We start from the raw sequence: 16070 nt of genomic DNA, 5'->3' as shown, positions 1-16070 counted from the left end.
GCCTCTCAGTCCGGGACGGGCGTGTAGGCGGAGTTCTTCCCGGCGCTCTCCTCCACCGCCGCCAGGACGCGCTGGACCTGCAGCCCGTCGGCGAAGGAGGGGTCGGGTCGGCGGCCGTCGTCGATGGCGTGGACGAGGTCGCGCACCTGGTGGACGAAGGTGTGCTCGTAGCCCAGGCCGTGGCCCGGCGGCCACCAGGCGTCGATGTAGGGGTGGTCGGGTTCGGTGACGAGGATGCGGCGGAAGCCCGCCTCGGCGCCGGGATCGGTGGCGTCGTGGAACCACAGCTCGTTGAGCCGCTCCAGGTCGAAGGAGAGGGAACCGCGTTCGCCGTTCAGCTCGATGCGCAGGGCGTTCTTGCGGCCGGTGGCGTACCGGGTGGCCTCGAAGGAGGCGAGGGCGCCGGAGGTGAACCGGCCGGTGAACAGGGCGGCGTCGTCCACCGTGACCGTGCCGGTGCCGGCCGCCGGCGTCGCCGTCAGGCCGCTGCCCGCGCCAGCGGGCAGGGGCCGCTCCCGTACGAAGGTCTCCGTCAGCGCCGACACTCCGGCCAGCCGCTCCCCCGCCAGGTGCTGGGCGAGGTCGACGATGTGGGCGCCGAGGTCGCCGAGCGCGCCGGAGCCCGCGAGTTCCTTGCGCAGCCGCCAGGTCAGCGGGAAGTCCGGGTCGGTCAGCCAGTCCTGGAGGTAGGCCACCCGGACGTGCCGCAGGGTGCCGAGCCGGCCGGCGGCGACCATCCGGCGGGCCAGCGCGGTGGCGGGCACGCGGCGGTAGTTGAAGCCGACCATCGCCAGTCGTCCCCGCCCGTACGCCTCCTCCGCGGCCCGTGTCATGGCCGCGGCCTCGGCGACGGTGTTCGCGAGGGGCTTCTCGCACAGGACGTGCTTCCCGGCGGCCAGCGCGGCGAGGGCGATCTCGGCATGGCTGTCGCCGGGGGTGCAGATGTCCACGAGGTCGACGTCGTCGCGGGCGATCAGCGCCCGCCAGTCGGTCTCCACGGCCGCCCAGCCGTGCCGGTCGGCCGCCGCCCGCGCCGCCGCGCCGTCCCGTCCGCACAGCGCGGCCAGGACCGGCTGCCGGGGCAGTCCGAAGACGCGGCCCGCGGTGCGCCACCCCTGGGAGTGGGCGGCGCCCATGAAGGCGTAGCCGACCATGCCGACGCGCAGCGGGGGCTTCGCGTGGTTCGGTCGCGTCTGCGGTTCCCCTGACGGCTGCGGCTGTTCCATACGCTCGTCCTCCTGTCGGTCGTGGCGCGGTGGGGGGTGCGGGCGGGACCGGTCACCGGAAGCCGGTGGACAGGTACTGGTCGACGTTCGACTTGTCGACGACGGCCGAGTAGAGCGTGACCGAGGCGGGGATCTCGAACTCGGCGAGGCCGCCGACGCCCTTGCCCTGGCCTATGGCGCGGGCGAGGTCGATGGCGGAGGCGGCCATCGTGGGCGGGTAGAGGACGGTCGCCTTCAGCACGCCGTCGTCCTGCTTGATCGCCTGGAAGGCGGACAGCGCGCCGGCCCCGCCGACCATCAGGAAGTCGTCGCGTCCGGCCTGCTGGACGGCCCGCAGCGCGCCCACGCCCTGGTCGTCGTCGTGGTTCCACAGGGCGTCGAACTTCGATTGCGCCTGGAGCAGTTGCGCCATCTTGGCCTGGCCGGACTCGACGGTGAACTCGGCGGCCTGGCGGGCCACCTTCTTGATGTTGGGGTAGTTCTTCAGGGCGTCGTCGAAGCCCTGGGTGCGCTGTTTGGTCAGCTCCAGGTTGTCCAGTCCGGCGAGTTCGACGACCCGGGCGTTCGGCTTGTCCTTGAGCTTCTCGCCGATGTAGCGCCCGGCGTTCAGGCCCATCCCGTAGTTGTCGCCGCCGATCCAGCAGCGGTAGGCCTGCGCGGAGTCGAAGATGCGGTCGAGGTTGACGACCGGGATGCCGGCGCGCATCGCCTTGAGACCGACCTGGGTGAGCGCCTTGCCGTCGGCGGGCAGGACGACCAGGACGTCGACCTTCTTGTTGATGAGGGTCTCGATCTGGCCGATCTGCTGGGCGGTGTCGTTGGAGCCCTCGGTGATCTCCAGGGAGACGTCCGCGTACTTCTTGGCCCGGCCCTCGGCGTTGTCGTTGATGGCGTTCAGCCAGCCGTGGTCGGCCTGGGGTCCGGCGAAACCGATGGTGACGTGCTTGCCCGGCTTGTCGTCGGCGGCCGGCCGGTTGTCCGTCGCGGTCCTGTCGTCCTCGGTGTCGTTGCTGGTGCACGCCGTGAGGAGGGCTCCGGCGGAGACCGCGGCGGTTCCGAAGAGCAGTCCTCTGCGACTGGTGGTGTGTGACATGGCGGTGAACCCTTTCCTCAGGTCGTGCTCGCGGTGCGGCGCTGGACCAGGACGGCGGCGACGATGATGGCGCCCTTGGCGATCTGCTGGACGTCGCTCTGGAGGTTGTTCAGGGCGAAGATGTCGGTGATCGTGGTGAAGATCAGGACGCCGAGCACGGAGCCGGTGATGGTGCCGCGGCCCCCGCTGAGCAGGGTGCCGCCGATGATCGCGGCCGCGATGGCGTCGAGTTCGTAGAGGTTGCCGTTGGTGTTCTGGCCGGAGCCGGAGAGCACGATCAGCAGGAAGGCCGCGATACCGCAGCACAGACCCGAGAGCAGGTAGAGGAGGAGCCGCTGGCGGCGGACGTCGATGCCGGCGAGCCGGGCGGCCTCCGCGTTGCCGCCGACGGCGACGGTGCGGCGGCCGAAGGTGGTGCGGTTGAGCGCGAGCCAGCCGGCGATGGTCACCAGCGCGAAGACCAGGACCAGGGGCGGGATACCCAACAGGTAGGAGTCGCGCTCGCCGAGCTTGAGGACGCCGTCGATGGTGACGATCTGCGTGCGGCCGTCCGTGATCTGGAGGGCGAGCCCGCGCGCCGAGGCCAGCATGGCGAGGGTGGCGATGAAGGGGACCATCCCGCCGTAGGCGATGAGCAGGCCGTTGACCAGTCCGCAGCCGAGGCCGACGAGCATCGCGGTGAGGAGGACGCCGGCGAAGCCGTACTCCTGGGTGGCGACGGTGGTCGCCCAGACGGAGGCGAGGGCGACGACGGCTCCGACGGAGAGGTCGATGCCGCCGGAGGTGATGACGAAGGTCATGCCGACCGTGACCACGCCGATCACGGAGGCCTGGGTGAGGACGAGTTGCAGGTTGCGGGTGTCGAGGAATTCGTCGGGTCTGGTGACGCCGCCGATGACGACCAGCGCGGCGAGCACCCCGAGCAGGGAGAGGGTGCGGACGTCGGCGCGGGCCGGCAGGGAGCGCCAGGGGGCGGGCCGGCCGGCCGGCGGTGTCCTGCCTGCGGTGTCCCGGGGCGGGGAGAGGGGCTGCGTCATGTCGCCGGGGTTCCTTCCATGACGAGGTCGAGGACACGGTGTTCGTCCAGTTCGCGGGCGGGCGCCGTGTGGACGACCCGGCCCTCGCGGAGCACCAGTACGCGGTCGGCGAGACCCAGTACCTCGGGCACCTCGCTGGAGACCAGCAGGACGGCGAGCCCTTCGTCGGCCAGGCGGCGTACCACCGCGTACAGTTCGGCGCGCGCGCCGACGTCGACACCGCGGGTGGGCTCGTCCAGCAGCAGCACCCGGCAGCCGCGCAGCAGCCAGCGGGCGAGCACGGTCTTCTGCTGGTTGCCGCCGGACAGGGTGCGTACGGGCACGTCCGGGTCGTCGGGCCGCAGGGACAGTTCGCGCACGGCGGCCCGTGCGGCGGCTCGTTCGGCGCGCCGGTCGACCCAGCCGGCCCGGGAGAAGCGGGACAGGGAGGACACCGAGACGTTGCGGGTGACGGACTCCGGCATCAGCAGGGCCTGTGCCTTGCGCTCCTCGGGCGCCAGTCCGAGTCCGGCGCGTACGGCCGAACGGACGCTCCCGGGGCGCAGGGTCCGCCCGTCGACGGACACGCTGCCTGCCGTGGGCCTGCGTGCGCCGTAGATCGTCTCCAGGATCTCCGAGCGGCCCGAGCCGACCAGTCCGGCGAGTCCGACGATCTCGCCGGGACGCAGGTCGAGGTCGACCGGGGCGAACTCGCCGTCGCGGGCCAGGCCCCGTACCCGCAGGACGGGTTCGGCGTCGGGTTCCCGCTCCGGCCGCCCGGGGAAGGCGTACTCGACGTCGCGGCCGGTCATCAGGGCGACGACGTCCCGGGTCGGGGTGGTCTTGGCGGGCAGTCCTCCCGCGACCGCCCGCCCGTCCTTGAGCACGGTCACCCGGTCGCCGATGCGCCGGATCTCCTCCAGCCGGTGCGAGATGTGGACGACGGCGACGCCGGCGGCGGTGAGGCCGGCGACGATCCGGAAGAGGTTGTCCACCTCGTCGGGGTCGAGGGCGGCGGTGGGCTCGTCCATGACGATGAGCCGTACGTCGTGGGAGAGGGCGCAGGCCATGGAGACGATCTGCCGCTGGGCCGCCGACAACTCCCTCACCGGTCTGGCGGGTCGGATCTCGGGGTGACCCAGCCGGTCGAGCAGCAGGGCGGCCGCCGTTCGCTCCGTCTTCCGGCGGACGACGAAACCGGCGGTGGTCGGCTCGTGCCCGAGGTGGATGTTCTCCGCCACCGACAGGTGCTCCACGAGGTCGAGTTCCTGGTAGATGGTGGCGATGCCGAGGCGCATGGCGGCGATGGGCGAGCGCAGTGCGACCGGCTCCCCGCGCCAGCGGATGGTGCCGCCGTCCGGCTGGTGAGCACCGGCCAGGACCTTGATGAGGGTGGACTTGCCGGCGCCGTTCTGGCCGAGCAGACAGTGCACCTCCCCCGCCTGGACGTCGAGGTCGACGCCGTCCAGGGCGCGGACACCGGGGAACGACTTGACGATCCCGGACATGCTGAGCAGCGGTGGTTCCTGTGCCATATGGGTTCCCATCGGCGGACGTGCGGGCCGGTGCCGGGCATGCCGCGCCCGTGGCGGGGCGGGCGTGCCGCGGCTCGGAGGGCAGGACCGGGTGCGTGCGGACGGAAGGCGTCGTCACACGAGTCAGTGGGTGCCGGCGAGGGTCGCTCGCGCCGGCGGAGGACCGGCGCGGTGTGGAGCTGTCGTGGGCCTAGACGGGTGAGAAGAGGTGGTCGCTGATCAGCCGGGCCGCGCCGATGACACCGGCGGTCGGCCCCAGCTCTCCCAGGACGATGGGCAGGTTGCCGGTCGCGAGCGGGAGCGACTGGCGGTAGACCTGGGTGCGGATGGCGGCGAGCAGAGTGTGGCCGATGCCGGTCACACCGCCGCCGATCACCACCAGGCCGGGATTGAAGAAGGACACGAGGCCGGCGATGATCTGCCCGACGTGGGTGCCGCCCTCGCGGATCAGCTCGAGCGCGGTGGCGTCCCCCGCCGCGGCCGCGGCGGCGACGTCGACGGCGGTGAGGGTGCCGCTCGCCTCGAGCCGGGCCGCGAGTTCGGCGGACAGGCCTTGCCGGGCCGCCTGCGTCGCGTCACGGGCCAGTGCCGCGCCGCTGAAGTGGGCTTCCAGGCAGCCCCGGTTGCCGCAGGCGCAGGGGCGGCCGTCGGCCACGGCCTGGATGTGGCCGATGTCGCCGGCGCTGCCGGTGGTGCCCCGGTGGACCCGGCCTCCGGCCACGATGCCGCAGCCGATGCCGGTGCCGATCTTGACGCAGAGGAAGTCGTCCGTGGTGCGGGCGACCCCGGCGTGCCGCTCCCCCATGGCCATGAGGTTCACGTCGTTGTCCACCATGACCGGGCAGCCGAGTTCCTGGCTGAGCGCCTCCCGGACGGGGAAGCCGTCCCAGCCGGGCATGATCGGCGGGGCCACCGGTACGCCCTCGGGGAAGCGGACCGGCCCGGGGACGCCGATGCCCGCGCCGTCGAAGCCCCCAGCGAGTCCCGAGGCCTTCAACTTGCCTGCCATCTCCAGGACTTGCTCGAAGATGGCGACCGGTCCCTCGCGGACGTCCATCGGCTGGTTGAGGTGGCCGAGGATCTCCAGTTCGGGGGTGGTGACGGCGACGTCGACCGAGGTCGCGCCGATGTCGACACCCAGGAATCTCAGTTCGGGGTTGAGGCGGACGTTGTGGGAGCGGCGGCCACCGCGCGAGACGGCGAGTCCGTCGGCCGCCACGAGCCTCGTCTCCAGCAGCCGGTCCACCTCCACGGCCAGCTTCGACCGGGAGAGTTCGACCTGGTCGCCCAGTTGGGCACGGGAGCTGGGGCCGCCGTCACGCAGCAGCTTCAGCAGACGGGCCTGATGAGCGTTCGCCGGACGAGCGGTCATACGTCTCACGTGCCCCTCCTGCCAGTTTTCGGCCACCAGTGTCGGGCTTTCGGCAGGGAACGTACCAGCGGTGGCCGAACCTGGGAAGAAGCCGTGCGCGGATTCCGCAGTCTTTTTCCACCGAGAGGACAAAGGTCTCGGCCGGGCGCCGACCGCGTGCACACCGAAGGAGCGCATCGACCGCACGGGGCGCACCGAACTGACGACTCCTCACCTGACGTGCAATCAGAACGTTTACACCGGGCCCCCTTTGTCGAAGCGAGCGGACGGTGGCACTCTCGTCACCGAGCGCGCTTCCGCCGGCTCCCGGGCGGGACCGGCGGAAGCGCGCGGAGGCAGGCGGTCGACGCCGCCCATGCGCGGGAGCGGGGCCGGAGCGGCCACCGGTGCGATCGCCGCCGCGATCCCGGACGGACCGCCGTCATGACGCGGTGTGAACCGCGTGCCCGTCATGGCACACTGCGGCCATGACTGACGGCCACACCTCCGCGGCGCTGCGCACCCGGCCGGATCCTCCCCGCGTGGCCTGGCGCAAGCAGATGCGCGAGCGGGTCATCGCCGAGGCCAGGTCACTGGCCGCCGAAGACGGCTGGGACCGCGTCCGGGTGGCCGACCTCGCCCTGCGCGCCGACGTGTCACGCCCCTCGATCTACAAGGAATTCGGCGACCGGGCGGGCATCGGCCGCGCCCTGGTGGAGCGCGAGACGGACGAGTTCCTCATCGGCCTCGCCGCGGTACTCGACGCCCACCGCGGCCGTCTCGTCCCGGCGCTGGAGGCGGCCGTGGCCCACGCCTTGGAGCAGGCGGCCGTCAACCCGTTCGTCGGCGCCGTACTGGCCGCCACGCGCGGGGGCACGGACGCCCTGTTGCCCTTCCTGACCAGCAGACCCGAACCGGTCTTCTCCAGCACCCGGCGGCTGCTCCGCGCGTGGTTCGGCGAAACGGTCCCGCGGACCGCCGAGGACCGCCGCGCCGAGGCGGCCGATCTGGCCGTACGCCTCACCCTCAGCCACATGCTGCTGCCCGCCCACGATCCGGGAACGACCCCGTCCCACATAGCGCGGACCGTGTGTACGGTCCTCGGAGCACCGGAGCGGGACTGAGGCGTCCGGCACGGCTCACCGCGGCAACGCCCTTGCCCTCGGCGCGCGAGGCCGTCGCACGCCGGAACGGGACCGGCCGGGACCGACCCGGACCGGCCGGGGCCGGCGGCGGGGCGCGGCACCGCACACTCGGCCACTCGGACAATCGGCCGGATACCGTCTTGCACGAGGGACGGCCGCGGCACAATTCGGCCAACCTGCCGACGCAACCCAGGCATTACGCCCATGCGGCCGGCCGCACCGGAACAGGGGCGCGCGGGTTACATCTACGCGCGGCGCAAACCAGGTCGGGCGGTCGCGGTCGAGGTGAGGATTCCGCTCAGGAGGACGGCCAGGCTCCCGAGGGATTCCGCGTCGCGCTCCTGCCTCACCACGTCCCCCCACGTTCGCAGTTCGGCATTCACCTGCTGAAACACCTGCTCATCGAGGAGGTAGGCCCACCGCGTGATCCCCAGGCCGCGCGTGACCCTCACCAGCGTCTCGACGGTCAGATTCCCGCCCTCCGCCGACTCCGCCGTCACCAGGGTGCGTTTCGAGACACCCGTGCGCTCGGCCAGCTCCGACAAAGTAAACGGACCTTCCGGGTGATTCCGCCTGATATGACGCAGGCGGCGGGCGATCGCGGGCATCACCGCCCCGTCGTCCGACCCGTCCGGGAACCGGGTGGAGCACCCGGTCCATCCGGTGTTGCGGTTGGCCATTTCCAGACCTCCGGTGCAATCTATTGCGACGTCGATCCCGCGACGTCGAAAGAATTATTGACCGTCCCGTTGCACCGCCCCTAAGCTCGACGGCAGCTATGCGAAACGGGGGAAGAGAATGAAGACTCAAAAGCGCTGGCGACCGGTACGAAAAGGCATCGACATGCCGTCACCCCTCCATAACGGAGGACGGCGATCCGGTACGGCCCATAAGATCATTCCGCGCACCTCGAGCGTCTCGAACAGGCGTACCCCAAATCGGACATCGAGGTAATGTAAATGCAGGTGAATATCTTGGGTGCGATGGAAATCGTAGAGGATGGCGTTTCGGTCGCACTGGCCGGGGAGAAACTTCGCGCCATCATCGCGACGCTCGCACTCTCACCCGGGGTTTCGGTCTCCTCGAACGACCTCATAGACGAATTATGGGGAGAGCGTCCGCCGAAGAACGCCGCCAATTCTCTGCAGAGCCACATCGCCCGACTGCGCCGGATCCTCGCGGAAGGATCCGGAAAGCCGCAGGTGCGGGAGATCATCGAGACCAGCTCTTCCGGATACATCCTGCGCATCGGCGCCTGCGACGTCGACGCGCTCCGGTTCGAGCAGTCCGTGGCCTCGACGGAACGGATCAGTCATGTGCCCCAGCAGGTGGCCGACCGGCTCGACGAAGCGCTCGCGCTGTGGCGAGGCCCCGCGCTCCTGGACGCGGGGGCCGGGATGATCTGCCGAACGGCCTACGCGGGACTCGAAGAGACCCGTCTGATCGCCCACGAAAGGCTCATCGACGCGCGGCTCGCACTGGGGGAATACCAGGGTACGGTCCCGGAGATCGAACAGCTTTACATGCAGTACCCCCTGCGGGAACGATTCTGCGAGCAGTTCATGACCGCGCTGTACCATTCGGGCCGGCAGGCGGAGGCGCTCGACGCCTATCAGCGCACACGCCATCGCCTGGCACACGACCTGGGCCTCGAACCGAGCGAACGGCTGCGGACGAGGTTCCAGCGGATCCTGAACCATTCGCGGGCGGGCCGGTGAGCCGGACCGGCCTCGCCGTCAGATGGAGTTCGTCACCCTGAGGATCTGCCAGACGGCTCCGGGGCGCACCCTCCCTTCGAAGGCGAGGTACTCCGGAAGCACCAGGTCAGGTGCCCACTTCTCCTTGTAGGCGAGCTGGCTGCGGGAAGGGTAGACGGACTCGCCGCGCTCGGCGAGCAGTCTCATGAACTTCGCGGTGAGCGGACTGTGACCGGGGAGCTCGTGCTCGGGGAGCAGACCCGTGAACGGAGTGAAGCCGAAGTGCAGCCACTCCGCGCCCTCCGCCCGGAAGACGTCCATGGCGGTCGAGTTCAAGGCCTCCATCACGCCGGGCGGGGTGTCCGAACCCCGCCGGCTCAGATCATGGAGCCATCCCGGGCTGGAGCCGTAGGAGGGCGAGTAGGAGATGTAGGCGACGGGCGCGCCGTCCAGGAGGCCGACGAAGAGTCTGCGGTGTTCCTGCGCGGGCCCCCCGAGCTGCCCCACCAGGAACGTGATCTCCTTGACGTGCCGGCCCTTCGAGTTCAGCCAGGTCTTGTCGATGCGGTCGATGTCCTCGGCGTACCGGCTGAACTCCGCCTCGCGTACCTCCAGTCCGCTCCGTTTGGCCCGCGCTATCTTGTTGCGCAGCTTGACGAACTTCGAACCGCGAAGCGAGAACTCCGACAGATTGACGGAGTACGACGCCCCGACCTGATTGACCACGAATCCTTCGGAGTCGTACAGTCCGGTGTCCGCCGCCTGGAGCTGTATCGCGGCGATGAGACGCTTCTCCTTCTTCGCGAACCTTTTGAACTCCCCCAGCAGCGCCGCCTGCTGTTCCTTCGGGGCGAACACTCCCCCGAATTGGATGAAGTACCGCCCGGCTCTGCGGTAGACGATGACCCCGTCCTCCCCGGGCACGAGGAAGACCTCGTTTCCGGTGTTCAGGGCCAGGAAGGCGCTCGGGTTTTCCGCGTACTTCTCGATGGCGGACCTGATCCGCGACCTCCCGGGGTCGAGCAGGGAATCCGGATCCGCGTCGGCCTGTGTCTTTGACCGCTTCATGGAGGAACCGTCCCTTCACTTCACCTCGCCGCGTCAACTGGGTGGGCAGCGTAGTGATTTCCTCGACAACGCTTCTGACAGGGCCGTTTCAGCGGGCTGTCAGCGCTTTTTCAGTGGCCGCTGCCAGGGTCTGGAGAACTTCGGAGCATCCGTCGGGAAAGAGAACAGCGACAGCAGGGAGTGAGAGTGGGGATCACGCAGTTGTCCCTCCCGGATCCGACGCCGCCCAGTCCGCCACGAGAAAGCCGGACACCCTTCAGGTCCTATTCCTCCTATGTGGGCGGGCAGGACCGTGAAAGCGACTCCTGGGTCTATGTCGTGGATTCCGCGGCATTACTGGACGACGCGTTCGCGAGCCTGTCGCTCAAGCGGAAACTGGAGCAGGGGCGCGTCACACCGGACTCCCTGCCACCGAGCATCGTCGGCCGTGTGGCGAAGGCCGACCGGCAGACGGTCGAGGCGGCGTCGGAAGCCGCCTCGGCGGCGGCGCCGGCCTGGGCGGCCCTCCCCCTGGAGACGCGGCTGGACAAGGTCGGCGAGCTGCTGCGGCGGAGGCTGTCCGAGCGCGCCGAGGAGATCACCCGGATCCTGGTGTCCGAGGGGCACCCGCTCGCCCTGGCCCGCTGGCAGGTCTCGGGAATGCTGGAATGCTTCGGTCCGGAGTCGGTGAGCTTCTACCACGCGCAGATGCACCAGGAATTCCGTCAGGGCGAACGGCGCATCCAGATCCGCCGCCTCCCTGACGGCGTGGTGTGCCTGAACCCCCCGCACAACGCGCCCCTTTCCAGTGCCTTGCTGGGCGTCACCTCCGTCATGGCCGGCAACTCCCTGGTCGTACGCGCCCCGCGAAGCGCTCCCCTCGGCGTGATGTACGTCCTGCACGAGGTGGTGAGGCCCGTGCTGGAAGAAGTCGGGGCCCCGCCCGGCACGCTCAACGTCGTGTGCGGCGACCCCGCGCCGATGCTGTCCGCGTGGGTGGACAGCCCCCATGTCGACGACATCATGTACTTCGGCAGCAGCGAGAACGGCGTCCGGTTCCAGGAACGCTGCATCGCCGCGGGAAAGAAGCCGATCCTCGAACTCGCGGGCAACGACGTGGTCGTGGTCTGGAAGGACGCCGACCTCGACCTGGCGGCCGAGGCGTTGACGGAGAGCTTCTACGGCTCGGGCCAGCTCTGCATGATCCCCAACCAGGTGGTCGTGCATCCCGAGGTCGCCGACGGTCTCGTCGCACGGCTGATCCGCCAGATCGGCCACATCCGCCCCGGCCATCCGGGCGAGGAGGATGTGCTGCTCACCCCCGTGCTGCGCAACGAGAAGTTCTTCAGCTGCCTGCGCGACGCCCTGGACAAGGGCGCCGAACTCGCCTGCGGCGGCCACGCCATGCAGGTCGACGAGACCCGCGACGCCGCCGGCATCTTCCTCGAACCGACCGTCGTGGTGGTGCGCGGCCTCGAGGGCGCGCGCGAGGTCGACGCCGTACGGCACGAGACGTTCTTTCCCCTGCTGCCCCTGGTCGTGGCGGAACCCGCCCCGGACGACGTCCTCCTGGAGCGCTTCGTCGAGTACATGAACAGCAACGAGTACGGCCTGCGCAATTCGCTGTGGGCGACGTCTCCGACGGTGGTCGACACCTTCCTCGCCCGGATCCGCACCGGCGGGCTGCTGAAGATCAACGACTCGCACATCGGCTTTCTCCCGTATCTGCCCACCCACGGCGGAACCGGTCTGACCGGCGGTGTCTTCGGCGAGGCCAACTACCCGATCCTGCGCACGAGTCATCTCCAGGGCGTCAGCATCAGCTCCGGGTCCAGGCCCCGGGACGCGGTCTTCGGGCGGTGGAAGGCCCTCCAGAGGAACGGTCCGCGCAGCGCCCCCGCGCCGGTCCACCCCAACGATCACCAACCGTGAGGAGGCGCGAGCCCTCGTGCATTCACTCGACGCGGCACGTTCGACCTGTGAGGCCTTCCTGCCCGGGCTCCTGGGCAGACTCGACGACATTCCGCTGACCGAACTGGAACAGCCGGGCAGCCCGGCGATCGATCTCTTCCGTTCCCACTCCGGTCCCGGCCTGGTGATCCCCAAGACCTACGCCGGCGCGGGCGCCAGCCCGCTCCAGGCCCTCGAGGCGACACGTGCCCTCGCGGCGTCGGCCCCGTCCCTGGCCGTCGCGACCACCATGCACCACTTCTCCGTGGCGACGCTCTTCACCCTCGCCGACAGCCTGCAGAGCAGCGGCGTGGAGTGGGCGCTCCTGGAAGGCATCAGCTCGCAGAACCTCCTGGTGGCCTCCGGCTTCGCGGAGGGACGCCCGGGCAGCGGGATCCTCTCTCCCACGATGACCGCCCGCGCCGCCGACGGCGGCTACACGATCAACGGCGCGAAGAAGCCGTGCAGCCTGTCACGGTCGATGGACCTGCTCACCGCGAGCGTGGCCCTCCCCCGCGAGGACGGCGGCAGCGACATGGCAGTGCTGCTCGTGCCCCGGGCGGCCGAGGGCATCACCGTGCGGCCGTTCTGGTCGAGTTGGGCGCTGGCCGGCGCGGAGAGCGACGAGGTCCGGCTCACCGACGTGTTCGTCGACGAACAACAGCTCATGCGCACCGAGTTGGGCGATGCCGGCGAGCTCGACGAACTGCAGACGGTCGGCTTCATCTGGTTCGCGCTGCTCATCTCCGCCTCGTACGTGGGGATCGCCAGCGCGCTCGTGGAGCGGGTGGTGGCCCGTGGGCGCGGCAGCGACTCCGACCGCGCCCGGCTGGTCGCGCGCCTGGAGTCGGCCATGCTCCTGCTGGAGGGCACGGCTCGCATGATCATGGACGGCGAGACGGGCAACGTCGCCCTCGGCAAGGCCCTGCTGGCGCGCTTCGGCTGCCAGGACGCGCTCGGCGAAACGGTGCGCCAGGCCGTCGAGGCGCTGGGGGGCATGGCGTTCATCGAGTCCTCGGACGTCGCCTACCTGGCCGCCTCGTCGCACGGTCTCTCCTTCCATCCCCCGTCCCGCTCCAGTTTCGTCGGCCCCTTCCTCGAACACGTCGAGGGCCGACCGCTGCGGCTGTCCTGAGGAGGACCATGAACACGGCATCGGCACCCGCCGCGCCGCCCGCGGGGGACGACGGACAGGCGTACGACCGGGGTGCTCTCGGGGCCCTGTACCGGACCCGGCTCAACAAGGGCCGGGCGGTCCTGGGCGAGATGTTCGGCGGACACGTCGAACTAGAGTCGCGGGGCGCCTGGGTGATCACCGCCGAGGGCAAGCGCATCCTCAACTGCGGTGGCTACGGGGTACTGCTGCTCGGCTCACGGCACCCGACCGTCGTACGGCTGGTCGAGGAGCAGCTGCACCGCAATCCCGTGGCCACGCGGGTCCTCCTCGAACCGCAGGCGGCCCTGGCGGCGGACGCCCTGGTCGAGGTGGTCCCGGCCGGTCTGGAGCGGGTCCACTTCGCCGGTTCCGGCGCGGAAGCCGTGGAGACCGCGATCAAGATGGCCCGGACGCACGGCAGGGACCATCTGGTGGCCACGTACGACGGCTATCACGGCAAGACCATGGGGGCGCTCAGCCTCACCGGGAAGGACGTGTTCCAGGCCCCGTTCCGGCCCCTGCTGCCCGACGTGCACCATGTTCCCTTCGGTGACGCGGAGGCGCTGGACGCGCTGCTCGCCACCATTCCGGGCCGGGGCTGCGTCGTCGTCGAACCCGTCCAGGGGGAGGCGGGTGTCGTCCTGCCGCCCGACGGCTATCTGCGCGCGGTGCAGAGGGCCTGCACCCGCCACGGCGCGTTCTTCGTCCTGGACGAGGTGCAGACCGGCCTCGGCCGGCTGGGCACCTGGTTCGGGGCGGACCGGGAGGGCGTCACGCCCGACGCGCTGCTCGTGGGCAAAGGGCTCAGCGGGGGTGTGATCCCGGTGTCGGCGGTGGTGGCCACGCCGCGCGCCTTCTCCGTCTTCGACCGTGACCCCTATCTGCACACGTCCACGTTCTCCGGGGTCCCCATCGCCATGGCCGCCGCGCGCGGCGCGATCACGGCCATCAAGGAGGAAGGCCTGGTCGAACGTTCCCGCGAGCTCGGTGCCCAACTGCTGCGGACCCTGGGCGACACGGTCCGGGAGCACTTCGGCGACGCGGTCCGCGAGGTGCGCGGGCGCGGGCTGCTGCTGGGCTTCGAGTTCCGCGATCCGGGGATCCCCGGCGACCTGCTGATCGAGCTGGTCTCGCAGGGCGTCATCGCCAATCACTCGCTCAACTCGCACCTGGTGCTGCGTCTGACCCCGCCCGCCGTCCTCGACGCGGCGGAGGTGTCCTTCCTGTGCGAGGCATTCGACAGGGCCTGCCGGGCGCAGGCCGCCCGGTACGTTCCGACTTCCGAAGGTGGACCGGTTCATGCGTAGCGTTCATGTGGCTCTTGCCGTGCGGGAACACGATCCGGGCGCGGTCTTCGACCGGGTGCGTCACTTCGCCGGCTATCCCGAACTCGTCCCGGTGGTCCGGTCGGTGACCGTGCACGAGGTCAGCGCCGAGGAGGAGACGAGCGACTGGGAGGTGTACTTCCGCAACGGAATCCTGAGCTGGACCGAGGAGGACCGCTTCGACCGGGCCGCCCTGACCATCCTCTTCTCCCAACTGGACGGCGACTTCGAGTCGTTCACCGGATCCTGGCGCGTCTCCCGCGAGGGCGCGGGCTGCCGGGTGGACTTCGACGCCGAATTCGACTTCGGCATCCCGAGCCTGGCCGGGATCCTGGACCCGGTCGCGGTCAAGGTCTTCAAGGAGACCATCGCCCGCATCGTCAGCGGGCTGTTCACCGGCGCCTCCGTGATCGGCGACGAGGCGGTCGCAGAGGCGCTGGCGGGGTCGCTCTGATGGACACCAAGAACCTGTTCATGACCGGCACCACCGCGTGGCTGGTCCGCGCGGAGTACGGGCTGGGGCTGCTGGTGTCGGTGGTGCTGTTCTTCGCGCACCTCGGCGACGTGCGCTGGATACCCGCCGTCGCGCTCTTCGTCTACATCGACCTGATCGGCTATCTCCCCGGTGCCTACCGGTACCACCGCGCCCACGGCAGGGACAGGGCCGCGGGCAAGGCCGGCGCCACCGAGATCCCGAAGGTCTACTTCGTCCTGTACAACGTGATGCACAGCCTGGTGACGCAGGGGCTGGTCGCCCTGGTGTGGATCTCGGTGTGGGGATTCGAGTGGGCCCTGCTGGCCCTGCCCATCCATCTGTTCGGCGACCGCGCGCTGTTCGGGAACTTCCTCAAACCCTTCGCCCTGAGTTTCGAACCGGAGGCGCATCCGGCGTACCGGCGCTTCCGGAGCGAGTTCGAGGCCTCCGCCGACGACCTGCGGCCGGCGCGGTCCGCGCGGTCCCTGCGGACGGGTTCTCTGTGACCAGCACGGCCGCCGACCGGACGCTCAGGGTCTGGCAGCCCGGCCCGGCGGCCGAGCCGTCCGGCGGTACGGCGGGCCGGCTGGCCACGGGGGTCGTGGTGCTGACCTGTGGCGGCGAGGCGGACGTACAGGGCGTCACGGTCAGCACGCTGGCCCTCGCGTCCGTCGAACCGCCCATGGTCTCGGTCGCGCTGCGGCGCACCAGCCGTGCCCTGCGGTCGCTCCTCGGCACCTCGGCCTTCGTCGCCAATGTGCTGGGCTCCCGCCAGGAGCAGCTGGCCCGGCACTTCGCCCGCAGACGACGTGCCGCGGGCGTCGACCAGCTGGACCCCGGCGCCTGGGCCGGCCGCACGGAGGACGGCGTTCCCGTGCTGCGCGGCGCGTTCGGCTGGCTGGTGTGCAGTGTGCAGCGCACCGTTCCGGTGGGCGATCACGACCTGCTGCTGGCCAGGGTCGACCGGGCGGTACCGGGCAGTGGAGCTCCCCTGCTCAACTTCGCCGGCGAGTTGCATCAGCTGCCCGCCCTCATGCCTGCAGAAAGGGACTGA

15 protein-coding genes are annotated in these 16070 nt (G+C 70.4%); 8 read left to right on the top strand and 7 right to left on the bottom strand.

All coding sequences use genetic code 11. The annotated features are described in order from the left end of the window. Positions 1–5: 5 nt before the first annotated feature. The 5 genes from ACICHK_RS38520 to ACICHK_RS38500 all read right to left on the bottom strand — a co-directional run bounded on the left by ACICHK_RS38520 (position 6) and on the right by ACICHK_RS38500 (position 6242). A complete protein-coding gene (locus ACICHK_RS38520) occupies positions 6–1226 on the bottom strand; it encodes a Gfo/Idh/MocA family protein (RefSeq protein ID WP_406840606.1) in 1221 nt (406 codons plus the stop codon). A 52-nt stretch (positions 1227–1278) separates the two neighbouring features. Further along, complete coding sequence (locus ACICHK_RS38515; protein ID WP_406840605.1) at positions 1279–2319, bottom strand: substrate-binding domain-containing protein; 1041 nt, start codon at positions 2317–2319, stop codon at positions 1279–1281. Between the two features lie 17 nt (positions 2320–2336). Beyond that, on the bottom strand, positions 2337–3356 hold the full coding sequence (locus tag ACICHK_RS38510) for an ABC transporter permease (protein WP_406840604.1): 1020 nt from the start codon (positions 3354–3356) through the stop codon (positions 2337–2339). Further along, positions 3353–4870: a sugar ABC transporter ATP-binding protein gene (locus ACICHK_RS38505; RefSeq protein ID WP_406840603.1), complete on the bottom strand. Its 1518-nt coding sequence runs from the start codon at positions 4868–4870 to the stop codon at positions 3353–3355. The genes ACICHK_RS38510 and ACICHK_RS38505 overlap by 4 nt, the downstream gene beginning before the upstream one ends. Before the next feature lie 190 nt (positions 4871–5060). After that, a complete protein-coding gene (locus tag ACICHK_RS38500) occupies positions 5061–6242 on the bottom strand; it encodes an ROK family protein (RefSeq protein ID WP_406841440.1) in 1182 nt (393 codons plus the stop codon). A 467-nt stretch (positions 6243–6709) separates the two neighbouring features. On the opposite strand from ACICHK_RS38500, the gene ACICHK_RS38495 reads away from it, so the two are divergent. Beyond that, the gene (locus tag ACICHK_RS38495) at positions 6710–7345 is read left to right on the top strand and encodes a TetR family transcriptional regulator (protein WP_406840602.1); all 636 of its coding nucleotides are present in this window, start codon (positions 6710–6712) and stop codon (positions 7343–7345) included. A gap of 266 nt (positions 7346–7611) precedes the next feature. On the opposite strand, the gene ACICHK_RS38490 is transcribed toward ACICHK_RS38495, so the two are convergent. Continuing rightward, positions 7612–8046, bottom strand: a complete 435-nt coding sequence (locus ACICHK_RS38490) for a helix-turn-helix domain-containing protein (protein WP_406840601.1) — start codon at positions 8044–8046, stop codon at positions 7612–7614. Between the two features lie 279 nt (positions 8047–8325). Here ACICHK_RS38490 and ACICHK_RS38485 point away from each other — a divergent pair, with 279 nt between their 5' ends. Further along, positions 8326–9084, top strand: a complete 759-nt coding sequence (locus ACICHK_RS38485; protein WP_406840600.1) for a BTAD domain-containing putative transcriptional regulator — start codon at positions 8326–8328, stop codon at positions 9082–9084. Positions 9085–9102: 18 nt separating this feature from the next. Here the strand turns inward: ACICHK_RS38485 and ACICHK_RS38480 are convergent, their stop codons facing one another. After that, positions 9103–10131: a bifunctional lysylphosphatidylglycerol flippase/synthetase MprF gene (locus ACICHK_RS38480; protein WP_406840599.1), complete on the bottom strand. Its 1029-nt coding sequence runs from the start codon at positions 10129–10131 to the stop codon at positions 9103–9105. A gap of 276 nt (positions 10132–10407) precedes the next feature. Between ACICHK_RS38480 and ACICHK_RS38475 the strand changes: the two genes are divergently transcribed. Genes ACICHK_RS38475 through ACICHK_RS38450 form a run of 6 tightly spaced genes read left to right on the top strand, consistent with a single transcriptional unit; the run spans position 10408 to position 16070 of the window. Next, positions 10408–12042, top strand: coding sequence for an aldehyde dehydrogenase family protein (locus ACICHK_RS38475; RefSeq protein WP_406840598.1), 1635 nt, complete (start codon positions 10408–10410; stop codon positions 12040–12042). A gap of 16 nt (positions 12043–12058) precedes the next feature. After that, a complete protein-coding gene (locus ACICHK_RS38470; protein WP_406840597.1) occupies positions 12059–13195 on the top strand; it encodes an acyl-CoA dehydrogenase family protein in 1137 nt (378 codons plus the stop codon). An 8-nt stretch (positions 13196–13203) separates the two neighbouring features. Then, the gene (locus ACICHK_RS38465) at positions 13204–14523 is read left to right on the top strand and encodes an aspartate aminotransferase family protein (RefSeq protein WP_406840596.1); all 1320 of its coding nucleotides are present in this window, start codon (positions 13204–13206) and stop codon (positions 14521–14523) included. Beyond that, positions 14516–14995, top strand: a complete 480-nt coding sequence (locus tag ACICHK_RS38460; RefSeq protein WP_406840595.1) for a type II toxin-antitoxin system RatA family toxin — start codon at positions 14516–14518, stop codon at positions 14993–14995. The genes ACICHK_RS38465 and ACICHK_RS38460 overlap by 8 nt, the downstream gene beginning before the upstream one ends. Further along, positions 14995–15522 carry a hypothetical protein gene (locus tag ACICHK_RS38455; protein ID WP_406840594.1) on the top strand — a complete coding sequence of 176 codons (528 nt, stop codon included), beginning with the start codon at positions 14995–14997 and terminating at the stop codon, positions 15520–15522. Before ACICHK_RS38460 ends, ACICHK_RS38455 begins: the two co-directional genes overlap by 1 nt. Next, positions 15519–16070 (top strand): flavin reductase family protein, encoded by a 552-nt coding sequence (locus ACICHK_RS38450; protein ID WP_151469505.1) that lies wholly within the window; start codon positions 15519–15521, stop codon positions 16068–16070. The genes ACICHK_RS38455 and ACICHK_RS38450 overlap by 4 nt, the downstream gene beginning before the upstream one ends.

Source organism: Streptomyces sp. AHU1 (assembly GCF_045343905.1).
Lineage (GTDB): Bacteria > Actinomycetota > Actinomycetes > Streptomycetales > Streptomycetaceae > Streptomyces > Streptomyces triticiradicis.
This window is presented reverse-complemented; position numbering and strand designations above follow the sequence as displayed.